The sequence below is a fragment of the Siphonobacter sp. BAB-5385 genome (genome assembly GCF_002261125.1).
Taxonomy (GTDB): Bacteria; Bacteroidota; Bacteroidia; order Cytophagales; family Spirosomataceae; genus Siphonobacter.
On the sequence record NZ_NMPS01000190.1, the window covers coordinates 22,348 to 39,798 of the forward strand.

Genomic DNA, 17,451 nt, shown 5'->3' on the forward strand with positions numbered 1-17,451 from the left:
AGTATAAGGCTCTTCGGACTGAAATAGTCTTGAGCATTTAGCGTTCACTGAACGTTTTGCATACAACTTATGAAAAAAGTAATCATTGCACTGGTTGTCGTAGGTGGACTGGCGGCACTTTCGGCGTTTCTGTACAAGCAGTACGCCAAGCCTTTAAGTCAGGAGGCTCATGCTCGTTTCAACCAGAACGGACTTCGCCTGGAGGTTACCTACTGCCAGCCTGCCAAGAAAGGACGAACCATTTTTGGTGATTCTTCCACGCGTGCCCTGGTTCCCTACGGGAAAGTCTGGCGTACGGGAGCCAATGAAGCCACGAAGCTGATCGTTAATCACAATGTAACGCTGGCCGGGCATCCTTTAAAAGCGGGTGAATATACACTCTGGACCATCCCCGGACCGCAGGACTGGCAAGTAGTAATCAATCAGGAAACGGGCCAGTGGGGTACGGAATATGATGCATCCAAAGACCTCTTTCGAGCCGCCGTCCCTTCGCATCAGGTGCCGGAAGTACAGGAGCTTTTCGAAATAAGCTTTACACCCCAAACGGGTGGTACTGATCTCGTACTCCACTGGGATCATACGGAAGTAGCGGTCCCGATTCGTACCCAATAAAAAAAGGCTGGTCTATGAATACCAGCCTTTTTTTATTACCTCAATCCTCGGTGCATAGCATCCGTTCGAAAGGGCTATTGTATGCTTGTCTAGTCTTTTAATTCGGAGACTTCGTCCAGTTGTACGGTCTGGAAGTGTTGGAAAACTTTCAGTACGATCGCCAGAGCTACCACAATTTCGGCTGCTGCTACAATGATCACGAAGAGACTGAAAAACTGCCCGGTCAAATCCGTATCAAAGCGACTGAAGGCCACCAGATTGAGATTAGCCGCGTTGAGCATCAGTTCAATCCCCATCAGTACGACAATGGCATTTCGCTTGACAATGACTACGGCCAAGCCGATACTGAACAGTAAGGCCGCCGTTAGCAGGAAATAAGAAAGTGGAATTTGCATACGGGTGTTATTCTTTCGTACCGAAGTTTTTTGCTTTGCCGGATAAGTACGCCGCTCCCAGTAAAGCCACCATCAGTAAAATACCAGCGACTTCAAAAGGCAACGCGTAATCCGTAAGTAAGCCAATTCCCAGCTCCTGAATCGTTGTTTTACGCTCGATCAGCTCGAAATGATTACGTTCGACCGTATCGAAGCGAGCTTTGGCCAGAATCGTTGACAGAATGGCGAAGATGCCTCCAGCCGTTAGTATGCCCCAAAAGGTACGACTATGTTCGGTTCGAATAACGTTGGCCTGGCCCGTACCCCGATCCGCTTTGTTTCGGGTCAGCATGACGCCAAATACCAGCAGTACCAGAATTCCCCCCACGTACACCATAATCTGCGTAACGGCCAGAAAATCGGCTCCGGCGAATACGTACAGTGCCGCAATACCCAAAAACGTGACCATCAGGCTAAACGCCGAATACAGCACGTTACGACTGATCAGCACCACCGCTGCCGACGCGATGGTCAGCACAACAAAAAATAAAAACAAAAAAGCGGTCATTCCTGATTGGGGCGTTTGAATACGGGCTTGAATGATTTGCCGCCGGGTTTGGGCGTTTCGGGTTCTTCGGGCTTCACTTCAGGCGTTTCTTCCGGCTGATGAGCCTCGCTTAGGGGTTCCACAGCGGCGGGTTCATCGGCCTTCTTTTTAAAGACGGGCTTAAAGCTTTTCCGTACTGGCTCTTCTGCTTTGGGTTCTTCAGGCTCCGGTGCGGCGGGCTCTTCTACAACTTTTGGCACCTCGGCTGCAGGCGTAGCAGTCTTTTTGAACACGGGCTTGAAGCTCTTTTGTACAGGAGCTTCTTCGGCGGGAGCTTCGGCCTTCGGCTCCGCTACTTTCGGTTCCTCCGAAACGGGCGGTTCGGACGTCGGCTCGGTTTTCTTTTTGAAGACGGGTTTGAAACTTTTCGTTACAGGCTGTTCCGCGGGTAACTCGGGCGTTGGTTCTTCTATCTTCGGTTCTTCGGGTTCCGCCGCTTTTTTCTTGAATACCGGCTTAAAGCTTTTGGCTACCGGTGGTTCGTCAGAGGTTTTTGCCGCTGCGGCAGGTTCCGGCTGAATCGGTTCTTCTACCGTCGGCTCGGCTTCTTTTCGCTTAAAGTTCGGTTTAAAACTCGTCGGCTTTTTCGCTTCGGGTTCCGCCGGCGTTTCCGTTTTCTCCGGAATCTCTTCCGGGGCCTTGGCTTCTACGGGTGTTTTCTTAAATCCGGGCTTGAATGCCGGGCGGGCAGGTTTTGCCTCTTCCGTGGGTTCGGATTCAGATTGCGTAGGTTCAGTCGTCGGCTTTTTAAAACCAGGCTTGAATGCCGGACGAGCGGGTTGATCTTCTTCGGTTGCTTCGGGCTGTACCGTCGGGTCCTCCGTAGTTTTTTTAAACCCAGGTTTGAATACAGGTCGAGCCGGTTTCGCCTCGTTCGGTTCGGTTGATTCCGGTTCCGTAGGTTCAGCCGTTTTTTTGAATCCAGGTTTGAACGCAGGGCGGGCCGGTTTCGCCTCTTCGCTTCGTTCTGCCTGTACTTCCGGAGTTGCGTCTTCGGTCGTCGTTTTCTTCAAGCCGGGCTTAAAGGCCGGACGAGCCGCGGGCTGCGTTTCTTTTTCTTTCGCGACAACGGGCTTACTGGTCTTGGCCGCTTCTTTTTCAGCCACGAATTGTTCGTAAAGCTGTTTCTTCTCTTCGGCTTTTTCGGGCGTAAGATTCGTGAAATGGTAGACCATATCCCGAATGTCAAACTCCGAATAATCGTACGTTTTCGTCATGGTCAGGCACTCCGTCGGGCAGACGGTCGTACACAGGCCGCAATAGCAGCACTTAGCCATGTCGATGTCAAATTTGGCCGCAAACAAACGAATGGCCGATCCATCGGAGGCTTTCCCCACCTCGCCCGTGGCTCGAATGGGTTCAATCTCGATGCAATCCACCGGACAAACTTTCGCACACTTATCGCAGACGATACAGTCGTCCATTTCATTGTGAAGCCGGTATCGTCCGTTATCGGGAACCGGAATGGCTTCGTACGGATACCGTAGGGTTACCATTCCCGTGTCTTGTTCAAAATAATTCGGGTCGTCTACATAAATGGGCTTACGCCGCCGCGTGGAGTCTTTCAAATGTCGCAGGGAAATTTGAAGTCCTTTCAGGCTGGATTGTATGCCGCGTTTAATGGTCCCCCAGTAGCTCTGATCCTGCATGTACTGATTTTCTTTATCTACTACGAAGTAAACTCCTTCCCCCCTGACGAGTTCCGGAATAATGAACAGTCGATCTACTCTATCTACAAAAGTACACGTCAAATGCAAACGACCGCCCTTTCGGACAGTCGTTGCTCAGACTTTTTTAGAACAGTTCTTAATAAAACCCATTCTATACCTTATTCTTCTACCCCTATTCGATTAAAAATCAGTCGTATTAACGTAAGTGGACTGCTTACTAAGGCTCCTATCTTTCGAACCATACTCAGTTGGATAACGCTACCAATACATACACCCACGGCTGCCCAACTAATCGGTATAAGCTGCTTTTCCAAATGGTCGCTAATCCAGAGAGCAATCAGTCCCAGTACAGTCACGCCCAAAGCCAGTTTCCGAGAATAATATAGACTGTAAATTCCGTACCCCGTCCACAGTAACATGCTGGCATTTAGCATCAAATCGGTAGTCAGCATTACAGGGAATTTTACCTGCGACAGTACTACGGTTCCACTCAGAGCCGTAACCCCCAGGCTGCACCCATACACCCCGGTTTGCTTACGTTGCAGATGAGCAAGCTGATTCAGTACTTGATTTTTCATAGCCTGGTCGTAAAGTCCCCAAGCTACGCCGAATTCGTTTGGCTTCTGAAAACCGCTCCGCAATACTTAGGCTACGGTATCAATAGCCCGTTACCACAATTCCCAGTTCTTTCGCCAGAGCCTGATCGATCCGTTTCATTTTCATGAATTGCATCAATAATTCTTCCTGCTCGTGGGCCTGCGTCACTTCCGTCAACCGTTGTTTAATGTCGTGCATCCGCTGATCGTTGAATGATTTTTTCAGTCGAAGGACACACCGGTGAGCTACTTTATCCAGTTGATCGCGTTCGTGCGGGATATAAATTTCGTGCATTTTCTCCCAGTTCTCGCTGAGCGGGTGCCGTTCCGACACAAAGTCAATACTGGCTTCCTGAATAATCGCATCGGAATGGCTCAGGAAGAAATTAGTATCCGGATAAGCTTCCTGCTGGGTTGCCGCCCGAAAAATATCCATGAATTGCTGGTACAGAGGCGTCTGGAAATCCAGGTCATACGTCTGACTCACCATGTATTCCATCAGCGTAATGTCGTGCGGTCCGTCTTCCCGGGTTTCCGTTTCGATCACCGTCGTTCCGTACAAAATCAGCAATCGGCAAAAGGCTTCTTCCTGGTACGAAAGTGGCGTACGCTTCGGCTTGGATACGGGAACGGGGGCGGGCTGACCTTGTTCAGCCGCCATTAACTCCGCAAAATCCGGCTCGTCGTCCGGCGAAAAAGCCCCTACCCCCGGTGGCAAATCCAGCGGTGGTTCGGACTTTCGTTCCTGTTTTTCGCGGACTTTGGTATCGTTCTTGATCCGCTCGCGTACGCGTTTGTTAGCTTCGGCTATCAGCGTTTCTTCGGGCAAATCCATCAGCCGGGCCGTCTGCTGGAAGAATACCTGCCGCGTAATGGCATCCGGGATTTTGGAAATGCTCTCGACCATTTCCTTGATCACACCGGCTTTGCGGAAGGGATCATTACCCGCATCCTGCAGGAGTACTTCGGCCTTGAAACGGATGAAGTCAACCGCCTGCGTTTTGATGTACTGCCGGAAGGCTTCGCCCCCGATTTTGCGGACGTAACTATCCGGGTCTTCGCCTTCGGGAAAAGTACAAAGCTTCACGTTCAGACCTTCTTCCAGAATCAGATCCAGTCCGCGTAAGGAGGCCTTGATTCCCGCCGCGTCGCCGTCGTACAGCACCGTAATATTCTGCGAAAAGCGACCAATCAGTCGAATCTGTTCGACCGTCAGTGCCGTACCCGACGAAGCCACCACGTTCGTAATTCCCGACTGATGCAAAGAAATTACGTCCGTGTAACCTTCCACCAGATAAGCGACGTCTTCATTACGAATCGCATTCTTCGCCTGATAGATTCCGTACAGGACATTCGACTTGTGATAGACTTCCGTTTCCGGCGAGTTGAGGTACTTGGGCTGGTTTTTATCAGCCTTCAGAATCCGGGCCCCAAAGGCAATCACTTTCCCGGAAACGTTATGAATCGGAAAGATCACCCGAGCCCGAAAGCGGTCAAAAACGCGGGCGTCGGGACGGGAATCCAAATCCCTCCGAATGGACAAACCCGCTTTTTCCAGTACATCAATCTGAAATTTTTGCTGAAGGGCATTCTTGGTAAACGCATCCCAGCTTTCCAGGGCATAACCCAGCTCGAATTGCTGGATGGTCTGCCGATTGAAGCCCCGTTCCTGAAAATAACTTAGGCCAATCGACTGGCCTTCGTCGGATTGCAGGAGTTGCTCCTGGTAGAATTTCTTGGCGTAGTCGAGGGCGATGTACAGACTTTCCCGTTCGTTTTGCGACTGAATTTCTTCGGGCGTCTGCTCCGTTTCCTTGAGTTCAATGCCGTATTTTTTGGCCAGATGCCGCAAGGCTTCGGGGTAACCGATACCTTCAATTTCCATGATAAACTTCACGGAATCACCCGCTTTGCCGCAACCGAAGCATTTGAAAATACCCCGTACCGGATTAACGTTGAACGAGGGCGTTTTTTCATTGTGAAACGGGCAACAGGCAATCAGGTTGGCTCCGCGTTTCTTAAGCGTCACGTAGTCGTTGATGACGTCGACAATGTCGGCCGTTTCCTGAATGAGCTGGACGGTTTCCTGTGGTATTCGCATAAGTCAAAGATACAGCAATTGCCCGGGATCAGAATGCCGGAACGCTATGGTATATCTTTTTCGAGAAATTTCTGGTCTGATGCGATGGCGGGGACCCTAAAAGTTTTAGTACTTTGCGGCCAAGGTCGTGTTCTCCTTTCGATACTATCACCGTAAATCACGAATACAAATCATGAATCTGTCTTTTTCTGCTGAAACTTCTAAGGCCGAACTTTTCGAAAAAATTGCCACTGAGCTGGGCAGCCACGGGCTGAACATTGCTACGCAGGATCAAACCCGTCCCTGGGGTGGCTTCTTCGTTATCGATGAAGCTCAAACGGCTGAATTTGTCAGCACATATTTCCCTACGATTCAAATGACGGATCTGGAAGGTTACGCTAAATTGAGTCCGAAAATCCTGGTGGTTGGTCCCGAAAAACGTCTTTCGTGGCAGTATCACTTCCGTCGGGCCGAAATCTGGCGAGTGGTTGCGGGCACTGTAGCCGTGATGACCAGCCCGACCGACGAAGAAGGCGAAACCCGTACCTACGAACCCGGCGAATTAATTACGCTGCAACAGGGCGAGCGTCACCGACTGATTGGTTTGGATAATTGGGGTATCGTCGCCGAAATCTGGCAACACACGGACGCTACCAATCCTTCCGACGAAGATGATATCGTTCGCGTACAGGATGATTTCCAACGCAAGTAATACAGTGTGTGAGTTGAGCGTTTCAAACTCACGCTAACTACTAGTCCAATAAAAAAGGTGACCTGACAAATCAGGTCACCTTTTTTATTGGACTAACTCACTAAACTTCCTTTACAAGTTCCCTTTCACATACACCTGTCCAGTCGGTATACCGCTACCGCCTTCGGGTTCGAGTGAAATAGCGTAGGCGTTAGCTCCGTCAATACTTTTTACTTTCTGTAAGCTGGTATTTTTGTCGAACAACCCGGCGTCTACGGGTTTGCCATCAACAATCGCCCACAGCTGATACTGTTTACCGTGCGGAGCAGCGGGTAACTGGACGTTAGCCATGTACGTTTCCCGCTTCGAATTGTTCGAATACAGCATCGCAAACGCCGTTGGAGCGATGGGTTCGCCTTTTAGCTTGATGAGTTTGGTTCCCGGATTTTGCAAGACAGCAATCTCCTGACGGGCATTCTCAAAGCTGGCTTTACGAGCTTCCAGATTATTCGCTAACTGCGTATTTTGTGATTCCAGCGAGGCTAACTGTTCCTCGGAAGCCTTCAATCGCTTGAATAAAAATACGTTACCTACTACGCTTAGAACTACGATGACTACAGCTGCAGCCACCCAGTTACGGGACGTTACCAAAGATCTGGTAACCGAAATGCCGGGGCGTTGGATTCTCAGGTTGTTCGCAGGCGACTCTGCCACCGGAACGCCCTGGCCTGCTGCCAACTCCTGGATACTTCCCAATACTTTTTCTCGAACCGACACCGGAGGTTCCTGAGCATTTTGCCAAGCGTAGGCTTCCAGGCTATCCTGTATGGCCTCTACTTGAGCCTGGTATTCAGGTTGATTCGTTAAAAGACTCTCCACTAACGTGGATTCTTCTTTTGAAGTAATTCCCAGCACATAGCTTTCCAGCAAGCCAGACGAAACTATTTCATGCTCATTCAATTTGTTACGAATTAATGTAGGTGGTGAAATACGACAACAAAATCAGAATACTAATCAATGTTCGGAGTTGAGCTAGGGCCGCTTTTACCCTCGTTTTCACCGTACCCAGGGGTATTTCAAGTTCGTCGGCGACTTCTGCCTGCGTGTAGCCTTGAAAGTAAACCAAATCGATGATAGAACGATATTCAGGACGAAGTTGATCGACCACTTTACGAACTCCAATGGCATCTACCTGATGCTCTACTGGATTTTCTTCTTCAACTACACTTACGAAATACTCAAGCGGTTGGTTTTGAGTATTTTGTTGATAGTCCTGAGATCGTAACTTATCAATAGCCGTATTACGGGCAACGTTCAAAATCCAGGTGAATAAACTGCCCTTCGAACGTTCATAAGATTCAATATTTCGCCAAATTTTTACAAAGGCTTCCTGCATAACATCCGAAGCCGTTTCTTCCGATTTGACGATTTTCAAAATAACCCCGTATAAAGCCGAGGAATAATTATCATACAGGATAGTAAATCCACGTTGATCTCGCTCACGGAGCAAGCCAACCAGATCTTTTTCAGCGACGACAATGCGTTTTTTTCCCAAAGGAGGCAGAACTTAAATATTTTGGAACAAAACTAACAGGATGATAGATATTTTTCAATAACTCCTCAGTTTTCAGATTGTGCCTTGGGTCGCTGATATGAATTGGTTTGAGTGGCGGATGGACAGTGGGTACTGAAAAGACAAAGGGCTTCTATGGAGAAGCCCTTTGTACCGGAAATGAATTAACCCACACCTTTAACTTACTACTCAAACGATACAAAAGGTATAGTCTGAGCAGTTTCGGTTGTCCAGAGATAGTTACGGGATTTGCCTATCACCTGGATTTATTCCTGGATAATTTTTTTAAAAAAGTTAAAAATATTCTTAATTCATTGATTATCAGACAATTAATTTTCAATAAAAAAATAATTAATTTTCAATCCAATCTTTCAAACCGGATTGCCCTGAACTACCAGCTACCCGTCTGCCCCTCCCTAAGGCCATAAAAAAAGAGATTCCCGTTGCAGGAATCTCTTTTTAAAGAAGAGCAATGGTTATTTCACGCCTTTCGTAGCGGCTTTTTGCTGTACTTCGCCTTTCAGGAACATCGTCACGGTGCTGTTTTCAGCGTTGCTGTATACCGTGATTTGTTTGTTGAAAGGGCCTACGGAGGCTGCATTATACGTAGCACTTACTTTGCTGGTCTTACCGGGCAGGATGGGAGCCTGTGACCATTTCGGCGTCGTGCAACCGCAGGAAGCCGTTACATTACTGATGACTACCGGAGCTTTGCCCGTATTCGTTACCGTAAATTCATGCGTAACGGGCGTACCCTGAGCAATTTTACCAAAATCTTTCGTTTCCGAATCTACTTTAATTTTACCCTGAGCAAAGGCTCCAGCAGAAATCAAGAAAAAAGCCAGTAAAAAGAAAAGTTGCTTTTTCATTGGTTGGTATAGGATTTGTTTGGTTTCGAAAATTTGACGGTAGCAAAAGTAGTGGGAACCTTTTTATAAGCAAAACAGTACCTTGTTAACGATATGTTAATGGAATTTGAGCGGCCCCGCCCGCGTTTGGATTGCTCGCGGCTTTTGCTTTATTTTTACCCTGACAAACATCGTACACATGGATAAAAATTCCGTCTTTGAAGGAATTTCTTTCTCAGTTCATGATGTAAAGAAGGCAAGCATTCATTTTTAAAGGGAATGAGTTGCCTGCGTTGTATCACTCGATTAACCGCTTTTTTCGATGGAACAAGCCACCCTTGACAGCGTTGCAGTTACTAAAGAGCAAATTCTCATCGACTACCGGATTGCCTGGGAAAGTCGCCATGCCAGCTTGCTCGCTCGTAAAGAAGTTTTTATGGGCAAAGCAAAATTTGGCATCACCGGTGATGGTAAGGAATTGGCTCAGATTGCCCTGGCCCGGGCGTTTCGCAAAGGCGACTGGCGTTCAGGCTATTACCGGGACCAGACCGTAGTAGCAGCGTTGGGGGAACTGACCTGGCAACAATATTTCGCTCAGATTTACGCCCATACCGATCTGGAAGCGGAACCCAACACGGGTGGCCGCATGATGAATGGTCACTACGCCACGCGGCACCTGGATGACCAGGGCCACTGGCTTCCGCAAACGCCCCGGTATAATAACGCTTCCGATATTTCGCCCACGGCCGGACAAATTCCCCGTTCGATTGGCCTGGGATACGCTTCCAAGTTGTACCGTCAGAATTCGGACTTACAGCAGTTCAGTGATTTTTCCATACAGGGAAATGAAGTCTGTTTTGCCACCATTGGTGATGCTTCTACGTCCGAAGGGATGTTTTTCGAAGCCATCAACGCGGCAGGGGTATTACAGATTCCGGTCGTATTTTCGGTTTGGGATGATGGCTACGGTATTTCCGTGCCCATCCGTTATCAGACCACCAAAGAAAGTATTTCTGAAGCTCTAGCTGGTTTTCAGCGAACGGCGGAAAAAACAGGCTTAGAGATTATTACGGTGAAAGGCTGGGATTATCTAGGTCTGGTAGAAGCGTATCAGAGAGCATCCGATTTGGCTCGTACTCAACACGTTCCCTGTCTGGTTCACGTTCAGGAAGTTACGCAGCCGCAGGGGCACTCCACGTCTGGCTCGCACGAACGGTACAAGTCCAAGGAACGCCTTGAGTGGGAAGTGGAGATGGATTGTAACCGCCAGTTTCGTTCATGGATTCTGGAGAATGGTTACGCTAGCGAAGAAGAACTTACCGCGATTGAAAACGAAGCCGCTAAAGTGGCTAAAGTAGGGCGGGATGCGGCCTGGCAGGCGTATCTGGCTTCGCTAAAGCCTGATTTTGATGTGGCTATGGAGTTGCTCGCTCAGGCCGCTCGCGAGAGTCGTTCCGGCGAGGAAGTGATAGCCCTGCGTTCGGCCTTACAAAAAACGCAGAACCCGCTGCGTTCAGACGTAATCGAAACCGTTAAACAAGCCATTCGAGCCTTACGCTTTGAAGAAACCGCTACGAAACCGCTTTTGATCGATTGGATTAACCGTACCAAGCACGAAAACTGGGTACGATTTAATACGTATTTATACAGCCAGTCCGACGAATCACCGCTGCGGGTAACGCCGGTAGCTCCGCAATACGCCGAAGACGCTCCTTTTCTGGATGGACGAGAGATAATCAACAAAAACTTTGAAGCCCTGTTTGCTCAGGATCCCCGCATTTTCGCCATCGGTGAAGACGTGGGCAAGATTGGAGATGTCAACCAGGGTATGGCGGGTTTACAGGCCAAGTTCGGTGAGCTTCGGGTAACGGATACGGGCATCCGGGAAAGTACGATCATTGGTCAAGGCATTGGTACTGCTTTGCGGGGCCTAAGACCCATCGTAGAGGTGCAGTACGTGGATTACATGCTCTATACGCTGGCTACGCTATCCGACGATCTGGCCTGTCTGCATTACCGTACGGCGGGCGGACAAAAGGCTCCCGTCATTGTTCGTACGCGGGGACACCGACTTGAAGGCGTTTGGCACTCGGGTTCGCCTATGGCCGTTCTGTTGCACGCCTTACGCGGCATGCACATGATTGTACCCCGCAATCTCACGCAGGCTGCTGGTTTTTACAACACGTTGTTACGCGGTGATGATCCGGCTCTGGTGGTTGAACCGCTGAATATGTACCGTAGCAAGGAACGGCTTCCTACGAATCTGGGAGAATTCTGCCTGCCCCTGGGTCATCCGGAAATCTTACGCGAAGGCCGCGACCTTACGATTGTAACGTACGGCTCGATGTGCCGCATCGTACTGGAAGCCGCCGAGCAACTGGCTCAGGTAGGCATCGAAGCCGAGGTGATTGACGTACAAACGCTCATCCCCTTCGATTTGCCACACATGGTCGCTGAATCGGTGCAAAAAACGAATCGCTTACTGGTTGCCGACGAAGATATGCCCGGTGGAGCCTCGGCTTTTATGTTGCACAAAATTCTGGATGAGCAGAAGGTATTCCGTTTTCTGGATTCAGAACCGCGTACGATGTCGGCTCACCCGCACCGTCCGGCTTATACCACCGACGGCGATTATTTCTCGAAACCCAATACGGAAGATGTATTCGATGTAGCCTACGAAATGTTACACGAGTGCGATCCGCGTCGGTACCCGGCTCTTGGGTACGAAATCAGTGACTGGTCGTTTTCGGGAAGTCGCTGGTGGAAAGAGAACGATTCGGTTCAGAAATAGCATGAACAACAATAAAGCCATCTTTCGTTACTTTACTGGTATAGCGAAGATGCGGTAAGATGGCAGCAGCCTCCGAAGGTGTTTCCGTAACCAGATAATAACCCTCGTCCAGTAGGTTCTGAAAGAAGGGAATGAGTTCGGTCAGTAAAGGCCAGGCCGAATAAGGCTGGTAATAACCCACTGGCGGATACTGACCATCCCACATATACCAGAAATTTCTACCCAGGCTTTGGTCGTAGAAATACACTTTAGAGCTATGGTTCGTGAGTTGACGAACCATAGCTCTTTTTGCTGAACTGGGGTGTTGAAAGGAATAAATTGTTCGTCGGTGTTTTATATTCGTAGCCATCCCCGAAAGCTTATCTTTTATTCCCACCATATACGCCAGTCCCGAAAACCAGAGTATGCCTACGGGTAACCAATAGAGCACTCTACGGATGGATCGTATGGGCATTTTTTTCGCCACAGTAAATCAATCCAGACGAATAGTAAGACGAATACCGGACCGGAAGTATTCGGCAGGTTATGTTCGTGACTTCTACCCAGAAAGTAAAAGAGATTACAGATCGTCAGTGCCATCAACAGAAAGACGGCTTCCCGGTACTGGAGCGAGACTTCTTCTTTGAATCGAAACAACGTAGCTCCCGTAAGGGCAATAATGCCAATGATGTACCAGAAAAAGGAAGTCGGAGCTACTCGCATGAAGCCGATCTTTAAGCTCTGGTAGATTTTCATGCCCGGTGAGAGTACGTTACCAAAGATGAGGTACGTCACGATAAGTCCTGTTCCCAGCAGGATTACATTGATGGCGTACCGTCGTACATAGGTTTGAACCAGGGGAAGAAATTTCGTTTTCTGACCAGACGGCCCCAGCAGTTCGCTACCCATCGTAAGAACTATGTACTCAACGTAGGCAATGGAGTAGAAAATGCCGAAACTGCGGTGGAGTACGAGAAGAAACGCTAGTAACAATCCCACGCTCCAGTGATCCGTTCCTTTTTTCCAGGCCAGCAGAGCTACGACAATCCACCAGTCCAGCCGAAGCGGACTCATCTGAAATTCAGCGTAGGTATCCGTGTAGTACGGAAAAAGCCGCATGATGAATACGACTACTAACAGGTAAAGAGCCAGTTGTTTAGCTTGAAAAACTTCCTTCGCCCACCAGAAAATCAATACACAGAAAATCCAGACCGAAGCTTGCCCTAGTACCTGAAAGTAATTCAGGTCAATATGCCATTTGAAGAACAAAGCGGCCAGCCCGGAAAGCAGTAAGTCATACTGAAAATAGATAGCTTTAATTGAAATACCACTGACTAAGGCATAGGCCGGAGCGAAGACAAAGGAGTAATCCCAATCAGAAGGACGTCCTCCCGCGATAAAACAGGGCACGGCCAGAGCAGCCAGCCACAACCAGGCGTGCCAGGGTTTATAATGGCTGGAAAGCCAGACCACCCCCGCTACAAACGCCGAAAGTCCCACCAAAACCGCTGGGTAATACCGAACACCTGTTCCGAATAAGAACCCATCGGCGGGTGGATGAAAACCCGCCCGAAAGAAAAATAGTACACACAGCCCCACGGCAGGCCACACGCTCCAGTTTTTCAGATAGACCGTTTTTATCAGTCCCCATCCTACTAATACCCACATGCTGCCGTGTAAAACAAACGCTTCAATGCCATCCGGCTCGGTCTGATTGGTGTATAGCCCGGTCAGCCCATACGCAATCGTAGGTGTTAAGGTTTCGGGCTTCGGCGGCGTCCACTGGTTCCAGATCAGTTCAGCAAATTGATAGAACAAGACATGGAGTACCGAAACACCTGCTCCAATCCACCATCCTAACTGAGCATACGGATGACGAAAGAGATAATAGAACGCTTTAGAATTCACCGGCAAAGGGGGTATAGACAGCAAAAGGTCTGGACCCTTGCGAGTCCAGACCCCTAAAATGAGAAAAATTTCTATACAAAAAACCGCGTCACGCCCGGCACCGCCACCGGATACAAGCCATTGGAATCCGGATTGAGTGGCATTTTCGCGTCCCAGCTATACTCAGCGGGTTGCAGACTCAGACCTGACATCAGGGCCGTATCCCATTCCATTACCTGACCCGAATACGTGGCCAGACGTCCGAGAATGGCCGTCATCGTGGATTTAGCTCCGTTTTCGGCATCGGCGAATTTGTATTCCCCTTTGGCGACCGCCGCAAACAACTCATCGTGCTCGGCCTGATAGGGGTTGTTTTCCGTTTTCTTGTTGAATTGGAACAGGGGCTTGCCTTTGTAATCGACAATCTTCGCATCCCCGCACAGGATTTTTCCTTTCGTACCCAGAATGGTTTCATCTACCTTGGCCCAAGTGCCTTTCATGTGACGGCACTCGGAATTCAGGATCGTACCGTCCGCGTACTCAAATTCAACGTGGTGGTGATCGAAAATTTCGCCGTAGTCCTTGCCTTTTCGCACTTCACGGCCACCCGTACCCTTGGCCCGAACCGGATACGATCCCTTGAACCAGTTGAATACGTCGATGTTGTGAATATGTTGTTCGTTGATATGATCACCGCATAACCAGTTGAAGTAGTACCAGTTACGCATCTGATATTCCATCTCGGTTTGTCCGTCTTTACGCGGATTTACCCACACGCCGTCGTTGTTCCAGTACACGTTTCCGGAAACAATGTCGCCGATCATGGCCTTGTTTTTCAGCAAAGCCCGGTACGAATTCTGATAGTGACGTTGCAGCCCTACCACAACGTTCAGCTTTTTCTTTTTGGCTTCTGCAGCAGCAGCCAATACTTTTTGCACACCCGCTGGATCCGTTGCTACGGGTTTTTCCATGAAAATGTGCTTACCCTGCCGAACGGCCTCTTCGAAATGAATGGGGCGGAATCCCGGAGGTGTCGCCAGAATAACGACATCGGCCAGGGGAATGGCTTTCGTGTAGGCATCGAAACCCACGAATTTATTATCCCCTACCGCGATTTTGTCGGCGGAACCTGAAGCCGTCAGGGCTTCCGTAATATTTTTCAGGCCACCTTCCATGCGATCCGCGAAGGCATCGGCTACGGCTACCAGCTTGACGTTTTGTTTGGTCGACAAAGCCTGTACCGCCGCTCCCGAACCGCGACCCCCGCAACCAACCAGAGCGATCTTAATTTCATCGGCTACGCTTGAATTGAAAAAACCGTCGGCCTTCGACGTAAGCGGTACGGCTAATAATCCACCAGCCAGCAACGAGCCAGCTTTCACAAAATCCCGGCGAGATTGAAAATCTTTGTTCATAGAAAAGGGTTTGAGTTTAGAGTTGATTAGTTCAGTTTTCCGTTTGCAATTTTCGGTTTTCAGTTAAGTCTCGACTTGAGAGCGTCATGCTATAATCTGATTGGCTTGTTTTGCGTCTGAGACGCTTAACGACTCCTGTCCCGATTCATTCCATGATCGTTATAAATCGGGTCAAATAAGTGACGCTTTAACTGAAAACAGTAAACCGAAAACTGTAAACTTTACTGTCCCAGCATTTTCTTGAAAAATGCTTCCGCTTCTTCGGGGCTGGGTTGTTTGACGGGTCGGACGACTCGGAAACCTACGAAATCGCCGTCGGTAAGCCACCATTTCGAGCGGGGTACTTGCGGATCCCGCTGATTCCAGTCTTCAACCTGAGCCAGACGATCCGCACTACGTAGCTCGGCAGCTTTGCTTTTAAAACTACCACCACGGGCCGTGTGATACGCCCGCGGTGCCGTACGTTCAATGATAAAACCGCTTTCAGGACGGGCGGCCAGTTTCTCAAAATACTTGGCATCGTACATGTCCATCGTCCACTCTGACACATTTCCCAGCATATCGTACAGACCATACGCGTTGGGTTTCTTCTGCCCTACTTTATGATACGCATCTTTACTGTTGCTTCCGTACCAGGCAAACTGAGCCAGCGTGGCAGCCTGTACGCCCGTAGGATACGCCGTTTTACTACCCGCCCGACAGGCATATTCCCATTCGGCTTCGGTAGGCAGACGGTAGAAGATACCCGTTTTTTTCCATAACCATTTGCAGTACATGATGGCCGTATAGGGCTGCATGGAGTTGGCCGGGAAACCGCCTTCTTTTCCCATACCCCAGGTCAGGTCAATGTACTGAGCCGTGGGCCGTGAGATGGCGTCTGGCTTGGGTTTTACATCTTTTTCGTCGAAACGGAAGGGGAAAAACTGATCGTGGGTAATCTCCGTGGCCGACATCCAGAAGGGTTCTACTTTCACTTTGACCTGCGGCCCTTCATCCGCCTGGCGTCCGGCCTCCGCTACCGGACTTCCCATTAGAAACTCGCCCGCCGGAATGGGAACCATACTGATTTTAACGGGTATTCCGGCAAAATCCTGTTCATACGGTTTGCCTTCCTGAGCCTGGGCCTGAGCTACTGAAACCAGCCCCAGCGATGTAAGTAAAGAAAAGGTAAGCGTACCAAGCGTATTTCGGAAAGTCACAATGCGTTGATTAAGAGGTTACGAACTAAAACGTCTTTAGTACTAATAGAAAAATACAGGGGAAACTTACTCTTCTTTGAAGAATTTTTTAAATCCTGGGGAAGTAAAGGTTTTCAAACCCGAAGGCTGATTATCCAGAATTAAGATTTCAGACTGTTCCAATTCCGCCAGTTTCAGAGCCTGCGGTACGGGTAACAGATAACAGGCCGTCGACAGCCAATCGGCCTGAGCGGCGTCTTTGGATAGTACCGTCACCTGCCGCTGATAGGTCACCCCCAGTCCGGTTTTGGGAGAAACAATGTGCGAGTAATTTTTACCGCCCATGCGAATGGCCTGATACGCGTCGCCCGAGGTAGAAATAGCCATTTGTTGCAGTACTAACCAACTCGCCAGTAATTCGCCCTGCTGGTTGGGCAGTTCGATACCAACCGTCCAGCCCGCATCCGGATTTTTACCGATGGCCATATTACCCGCGGCGTCACATAAGCTTTCCGCAAAACCCGCCTTCTGCATGATTTCCAGCATTCGCTGGGCGGCGTAGCCCTTCCCGATTGCCCCTAGATCCAGTTTAGTACCCGGACGTTTCAGCAGGATCGTATGATTTTTCGCATCGAACTGAAGGTACTGCGTTCCCGTAGTCGCCAGGGCTTTCTGGCGTACGGTCGGCGAAGGCAGTTGTTTGCTCTTACGCGATTGCCGCCAGAGTTGCGTGAGTTGGCCTACCGTTACATCGAAGGTTTTCGAGCTTTTCTCCCAGGCCATCCGGGAAGTCCAGAGAATATCCCACAACGCCGGGGATACCCGAACGGCTTTCCCCGACCCGGCCGTCTGACTCAGGCGACTCAATTCCGAATCAGGCAGATAATCACTGAAAATCAAATTTAGTGAATCGACCGCTGCAAAAGCCTGCGTAGCGGCCTGAGCAGCATTTACGGAATCAGCCGTCCAGACCTGTACCGTAAACATCGAACCCATTTTGGGTTGCTGAAAAATGAGCTTGCGAGCCTGAGCCTGCGTACTAAATGCCGCCAGTACAAGTCCAACGAACAGGAGTAATTTTTTCACGTCTCAAAACTAGATGAAATCCCTACCGTTTCTGTCCTCCACTTTCGCCAAAGCTGAGCGAATT

Annotated in this window: 16 protein-coding genes; 3 read left to right on the top strand and 13 right to left on the bottom strand. The window is 49.4% G+C overall.

Translation table 11 applies throughout. The features are described from left to right. The first annotated feature begins 69 nt into the window (after positions 1-69). On the top strand, positions 70-612 hold the full coding sequence (locus BWI93_RS18625) for a DUF2911 domain-containing protein (RefSeq protein WP_094814039.1): 543 nt from the start codon (positions 70-72) through the stop codon (positions 610-612). Between the two features lie 89 nt (positions 613-701). Here the strand turns inward: BWI93_RS18625 and nuoK are convergent, their stop codons facing one another. From nuoK to dnaG, 5 genes are all read right to left on the bottom strand, one after another. Continuing rightward, positions 702-1,007, bottom strand: a complete 306-nt coding sequence (gene nuoK, locus BWI93_RS18630; protein ID WP_094814041.1) for an NADH-quinone oxidoreductase subunit NuoK — start codon at positions 1,005-1,007, stop codon at positions 702-704. 7 nt (positions 1,008-1,014) lie between these two features. Next, positions 1,015-1,554: an NADH-quinone oxidoreductase subunit J gene (locus BWI93_RS18635; protein ID WP_094814043.1), complete on the bottom strand. Its 540-nt coding sequence runs from the start codon at positions 1,552-1,554 to the stop codon at positions 1,015-1,017. After that, positions 1,551-3,350, bottom strand: coding sequence for a 4Fe-4S dicluster domain-containing protein (locus BWI93_RS18640; protein WP_255157951.1), 1,800 nt, complete (start codon positions 3,348-3,350; stop codon positions 1,551-1,553). Before BWI93_RS18640 ends, BWI93_RS18635 begins: the two co-directional genes overlap by 4 nt. A 71-nt stretch (positions 3,351-3,421) precedes the next feature. Beyond that, positions 3,422-3,841: a hypothetical protein gene (locus BWI93_RS18645; protein ID WP_141217527.1), complete on the bottom strand. Its 420-nt coding sequence runs from the start codon at positions 3,839-3,841 to the stop codon at positions 3,422-3,424. Between the two features lie 79 nt (positions 3,842-3,920). Further along, positions 3,921-5,960, bottom strand: coding sequence for a DNA primase (dnaG, locus tag BWI93_RS18650; protein ID WP_094814047.1), 2,040 nt, complete (start codon positions 5,958-5,960; stop codon positions 3,921-3,923). Between the two features lie 172 nt (positions 5,961-6,132). On the opposite strand from dnaG, the gene BWI93_RS18655 reads away from it, so the two are divergent. Further along, positions 6,133-6,651: a phosphoheptose isomerase gene (locus tag BWI93_RS18655; protein WP_094814049.1), complete on the top strand. Its 519-nt coding sequence runs from the start codon at positions 6,133-6,135 to the stop codon at positions 6,649-6,651. A 111-nt stretch (positions 6,652-6,762) separates the two neighbouring features. On the opposite strand, the gene BWI93_RS18660 is transcribed toward BWI93_RS18655, so the two are convergent. From BWI93_RS18660 to BWI93_RS18670, 3 genes are all read right to left on the bottom strand, one after another. Continuing rightward, positions 6,763-7,590, bottom strand: a complete 828-nt coding sequence (locus BWI93_RS18660) for an anti-sigma factor (RefSeq protein WP_176454274.1) — start codon at positions 7,588-7,590, stop codon at positions 6,763-6,765. A gap of 4 nt (positions 7,591-7,594) precedes the next feature. Next, a complete protein-coding gene (locus BWI93_RS18665) occupies positions 7,595-8,185 on the bottom strand; it encodes an RNA polymerase sigma factor (RefSeq protein ID WP_094814053.1) in 591 nt (196 codons plus the stop codon). Positions 8,186-8,679: 494 nt separating this feature from the next. Next, entirely contained in the window at positions 8,680-9,072 is a 393-nt protein-coding gene (locus tag BWI93_RS18670; protein WP_094814055.1) for a DUF1573 domain-containing protein, read from the bottom strand. A gap of 301 nt (positions 9,073-9,373) precedes the next feature. Between BWI93_RS18670 and BWI93_RS18675 the strand changes: the two genes are divergently transcribed. Continuing rightward, complete coding sequence (locus BWI93_RS18675; RefSeq protein WP_094814057.1) at positions 9,374-11,842, top strand: thiamine pyrophosphate-dependent enzyme; 2,469 nt, start codon at positions 9,374-9,376, stop codon at positions 11,840-11,842. On the opposite strand, the gene BWI93_RS18680 is transcribed toward BWI93_RS18675, so the two are convergent. The 5 genes from BWI93_RS18680 to BWI93_RS18700 form a co-directional block, all read right to left on the bottom strand. After that, complete coding sequence (locus BWI93_RS18680) at positions 11,781-12,272, bottom strand: hypothetical protein (protein ID WP_141217528.1); 492 nt, start codon at positions 12,270-12,272, stop codon at positions 11,781-11,783. The two genes, BWI93_RS18675 and BWI93_RS18680, sit on opposite strands and share 62 nt — an antisense overlap. Continuing rightward, positions 12,251-13,729, bottom strand: coding sequence for a hypothetical protein (locus BWI93_RS18685; protein WP_141217529.1), 1,479 nt, complete (start codon positions 13,727-13,729; stop codon positions 12,251-12,253). The genes BWI93_RS18680 and BWI93_RS18685 overlap by 22 nt, the downstream gene beginning before the upstream one ends. A 71-nt stretch (positions 13,730-13,800) precedes the next feature. Beyond that, positions 13,801-15,123 carry a Gfo/Idh/MocA family protein gene (locus BWI93_RS18690; RefSeq protein WP_094814064.1) on the bottom strand — a complete coding sequence of 441 codons (1,323 nt, stop codon included), beginning with the start codon at positions 15,121-15,123 and terminating at the stop codon, positions 13,801-13,803. A gap of 221 nt (positions 15,124-15,344) precedes the next feature. Continuing rightward, entirely contained in the window at positions 15,345-16,322 is a 978-nt protein-coding gene (locus BWI93_RS18695; protein ID WP_094814066.1) for a formylglycine-generating enzyme family protein, read from the bottom strand. A 66-nt stretch (positions 16,323-16,388) separates the two neighbouring features. After that, entirely contained in the window at positions 16,389-17,387 is a 999-nt protein-coding gene (locus BWI93_RS18700; RefSeq protein ID WP_094814068.1) for an FAD:protein FMN transferase, read from the bottom strand. Positions 17,388-17,451 lie beyond the last annotated feature (64 nt).

Bases quoted from the DNA above. Each gene is read 5' to 3' on its own strand.
- BWI93_RS18670 (WP_094814055.1), bottom strand. From the start codon at position 9,072: ATGAAAAAGCAACTTTTCTTTTTACTGGCTTTTTTCTTGATTTCTGCT.
- BWI93_RS18635 (WP_094814043.1), bottom strand. From the start codon at position 1,554: ATGACCGCTTTTTTGTTTTTATTTTTTGTTGTGCTGACCATCGCGTCG.
- BWI93_RS18690 (WP_094814064.1), bottom strand. From the start codon at position 15,123: ATGAACAAAGATTTTCAATCTCGCCGGGATTTTGTGAAAGCTGGCTCG.
- BWI93_RS18675 (WP_094814057.1), top strand. From the start codon at position 9,374: ATGGAACAAGCCACCCTTGACAGCGTTGCAGTTACTAAAGAGCAAATT.
- BWI93_RS18645 (WP_141217527.1), bottom strand. From the start codon at position 3,841: ATGAAAAATCAAGTACTGAATCAGCTTGCTCATCTGCAACGTAAGCAA.
- nuoK (WP_094814041.1), bottom strand. From the start codon at position 1,007: ATGCAAATTCCACTTTCTTATTTCCTGCTAACGGCGGCCTTACTGTTC.
- dnaG (WP_094814047.1), bottom strand. From the start codon at position 5,960: ATGCGAATACCACAGGAAACCGTCCAGCTCATTCAGGAAACGGCCGAC.
- BWI93_RS18655 (WP_094814049.1), top strand. From the start codon at position 6,133: ATGAATCTGTCTTTTTCTGCTGAAACTTCTAAGGCCGAACTTTTCGAA.
- BWI93_RS18625 (WP_094814039.1), top strand. From the start codon at position 70: ATGAAAAAAGTAATCATTGCACTGGTTGTCGTAGGTGGACTGGCGGCA.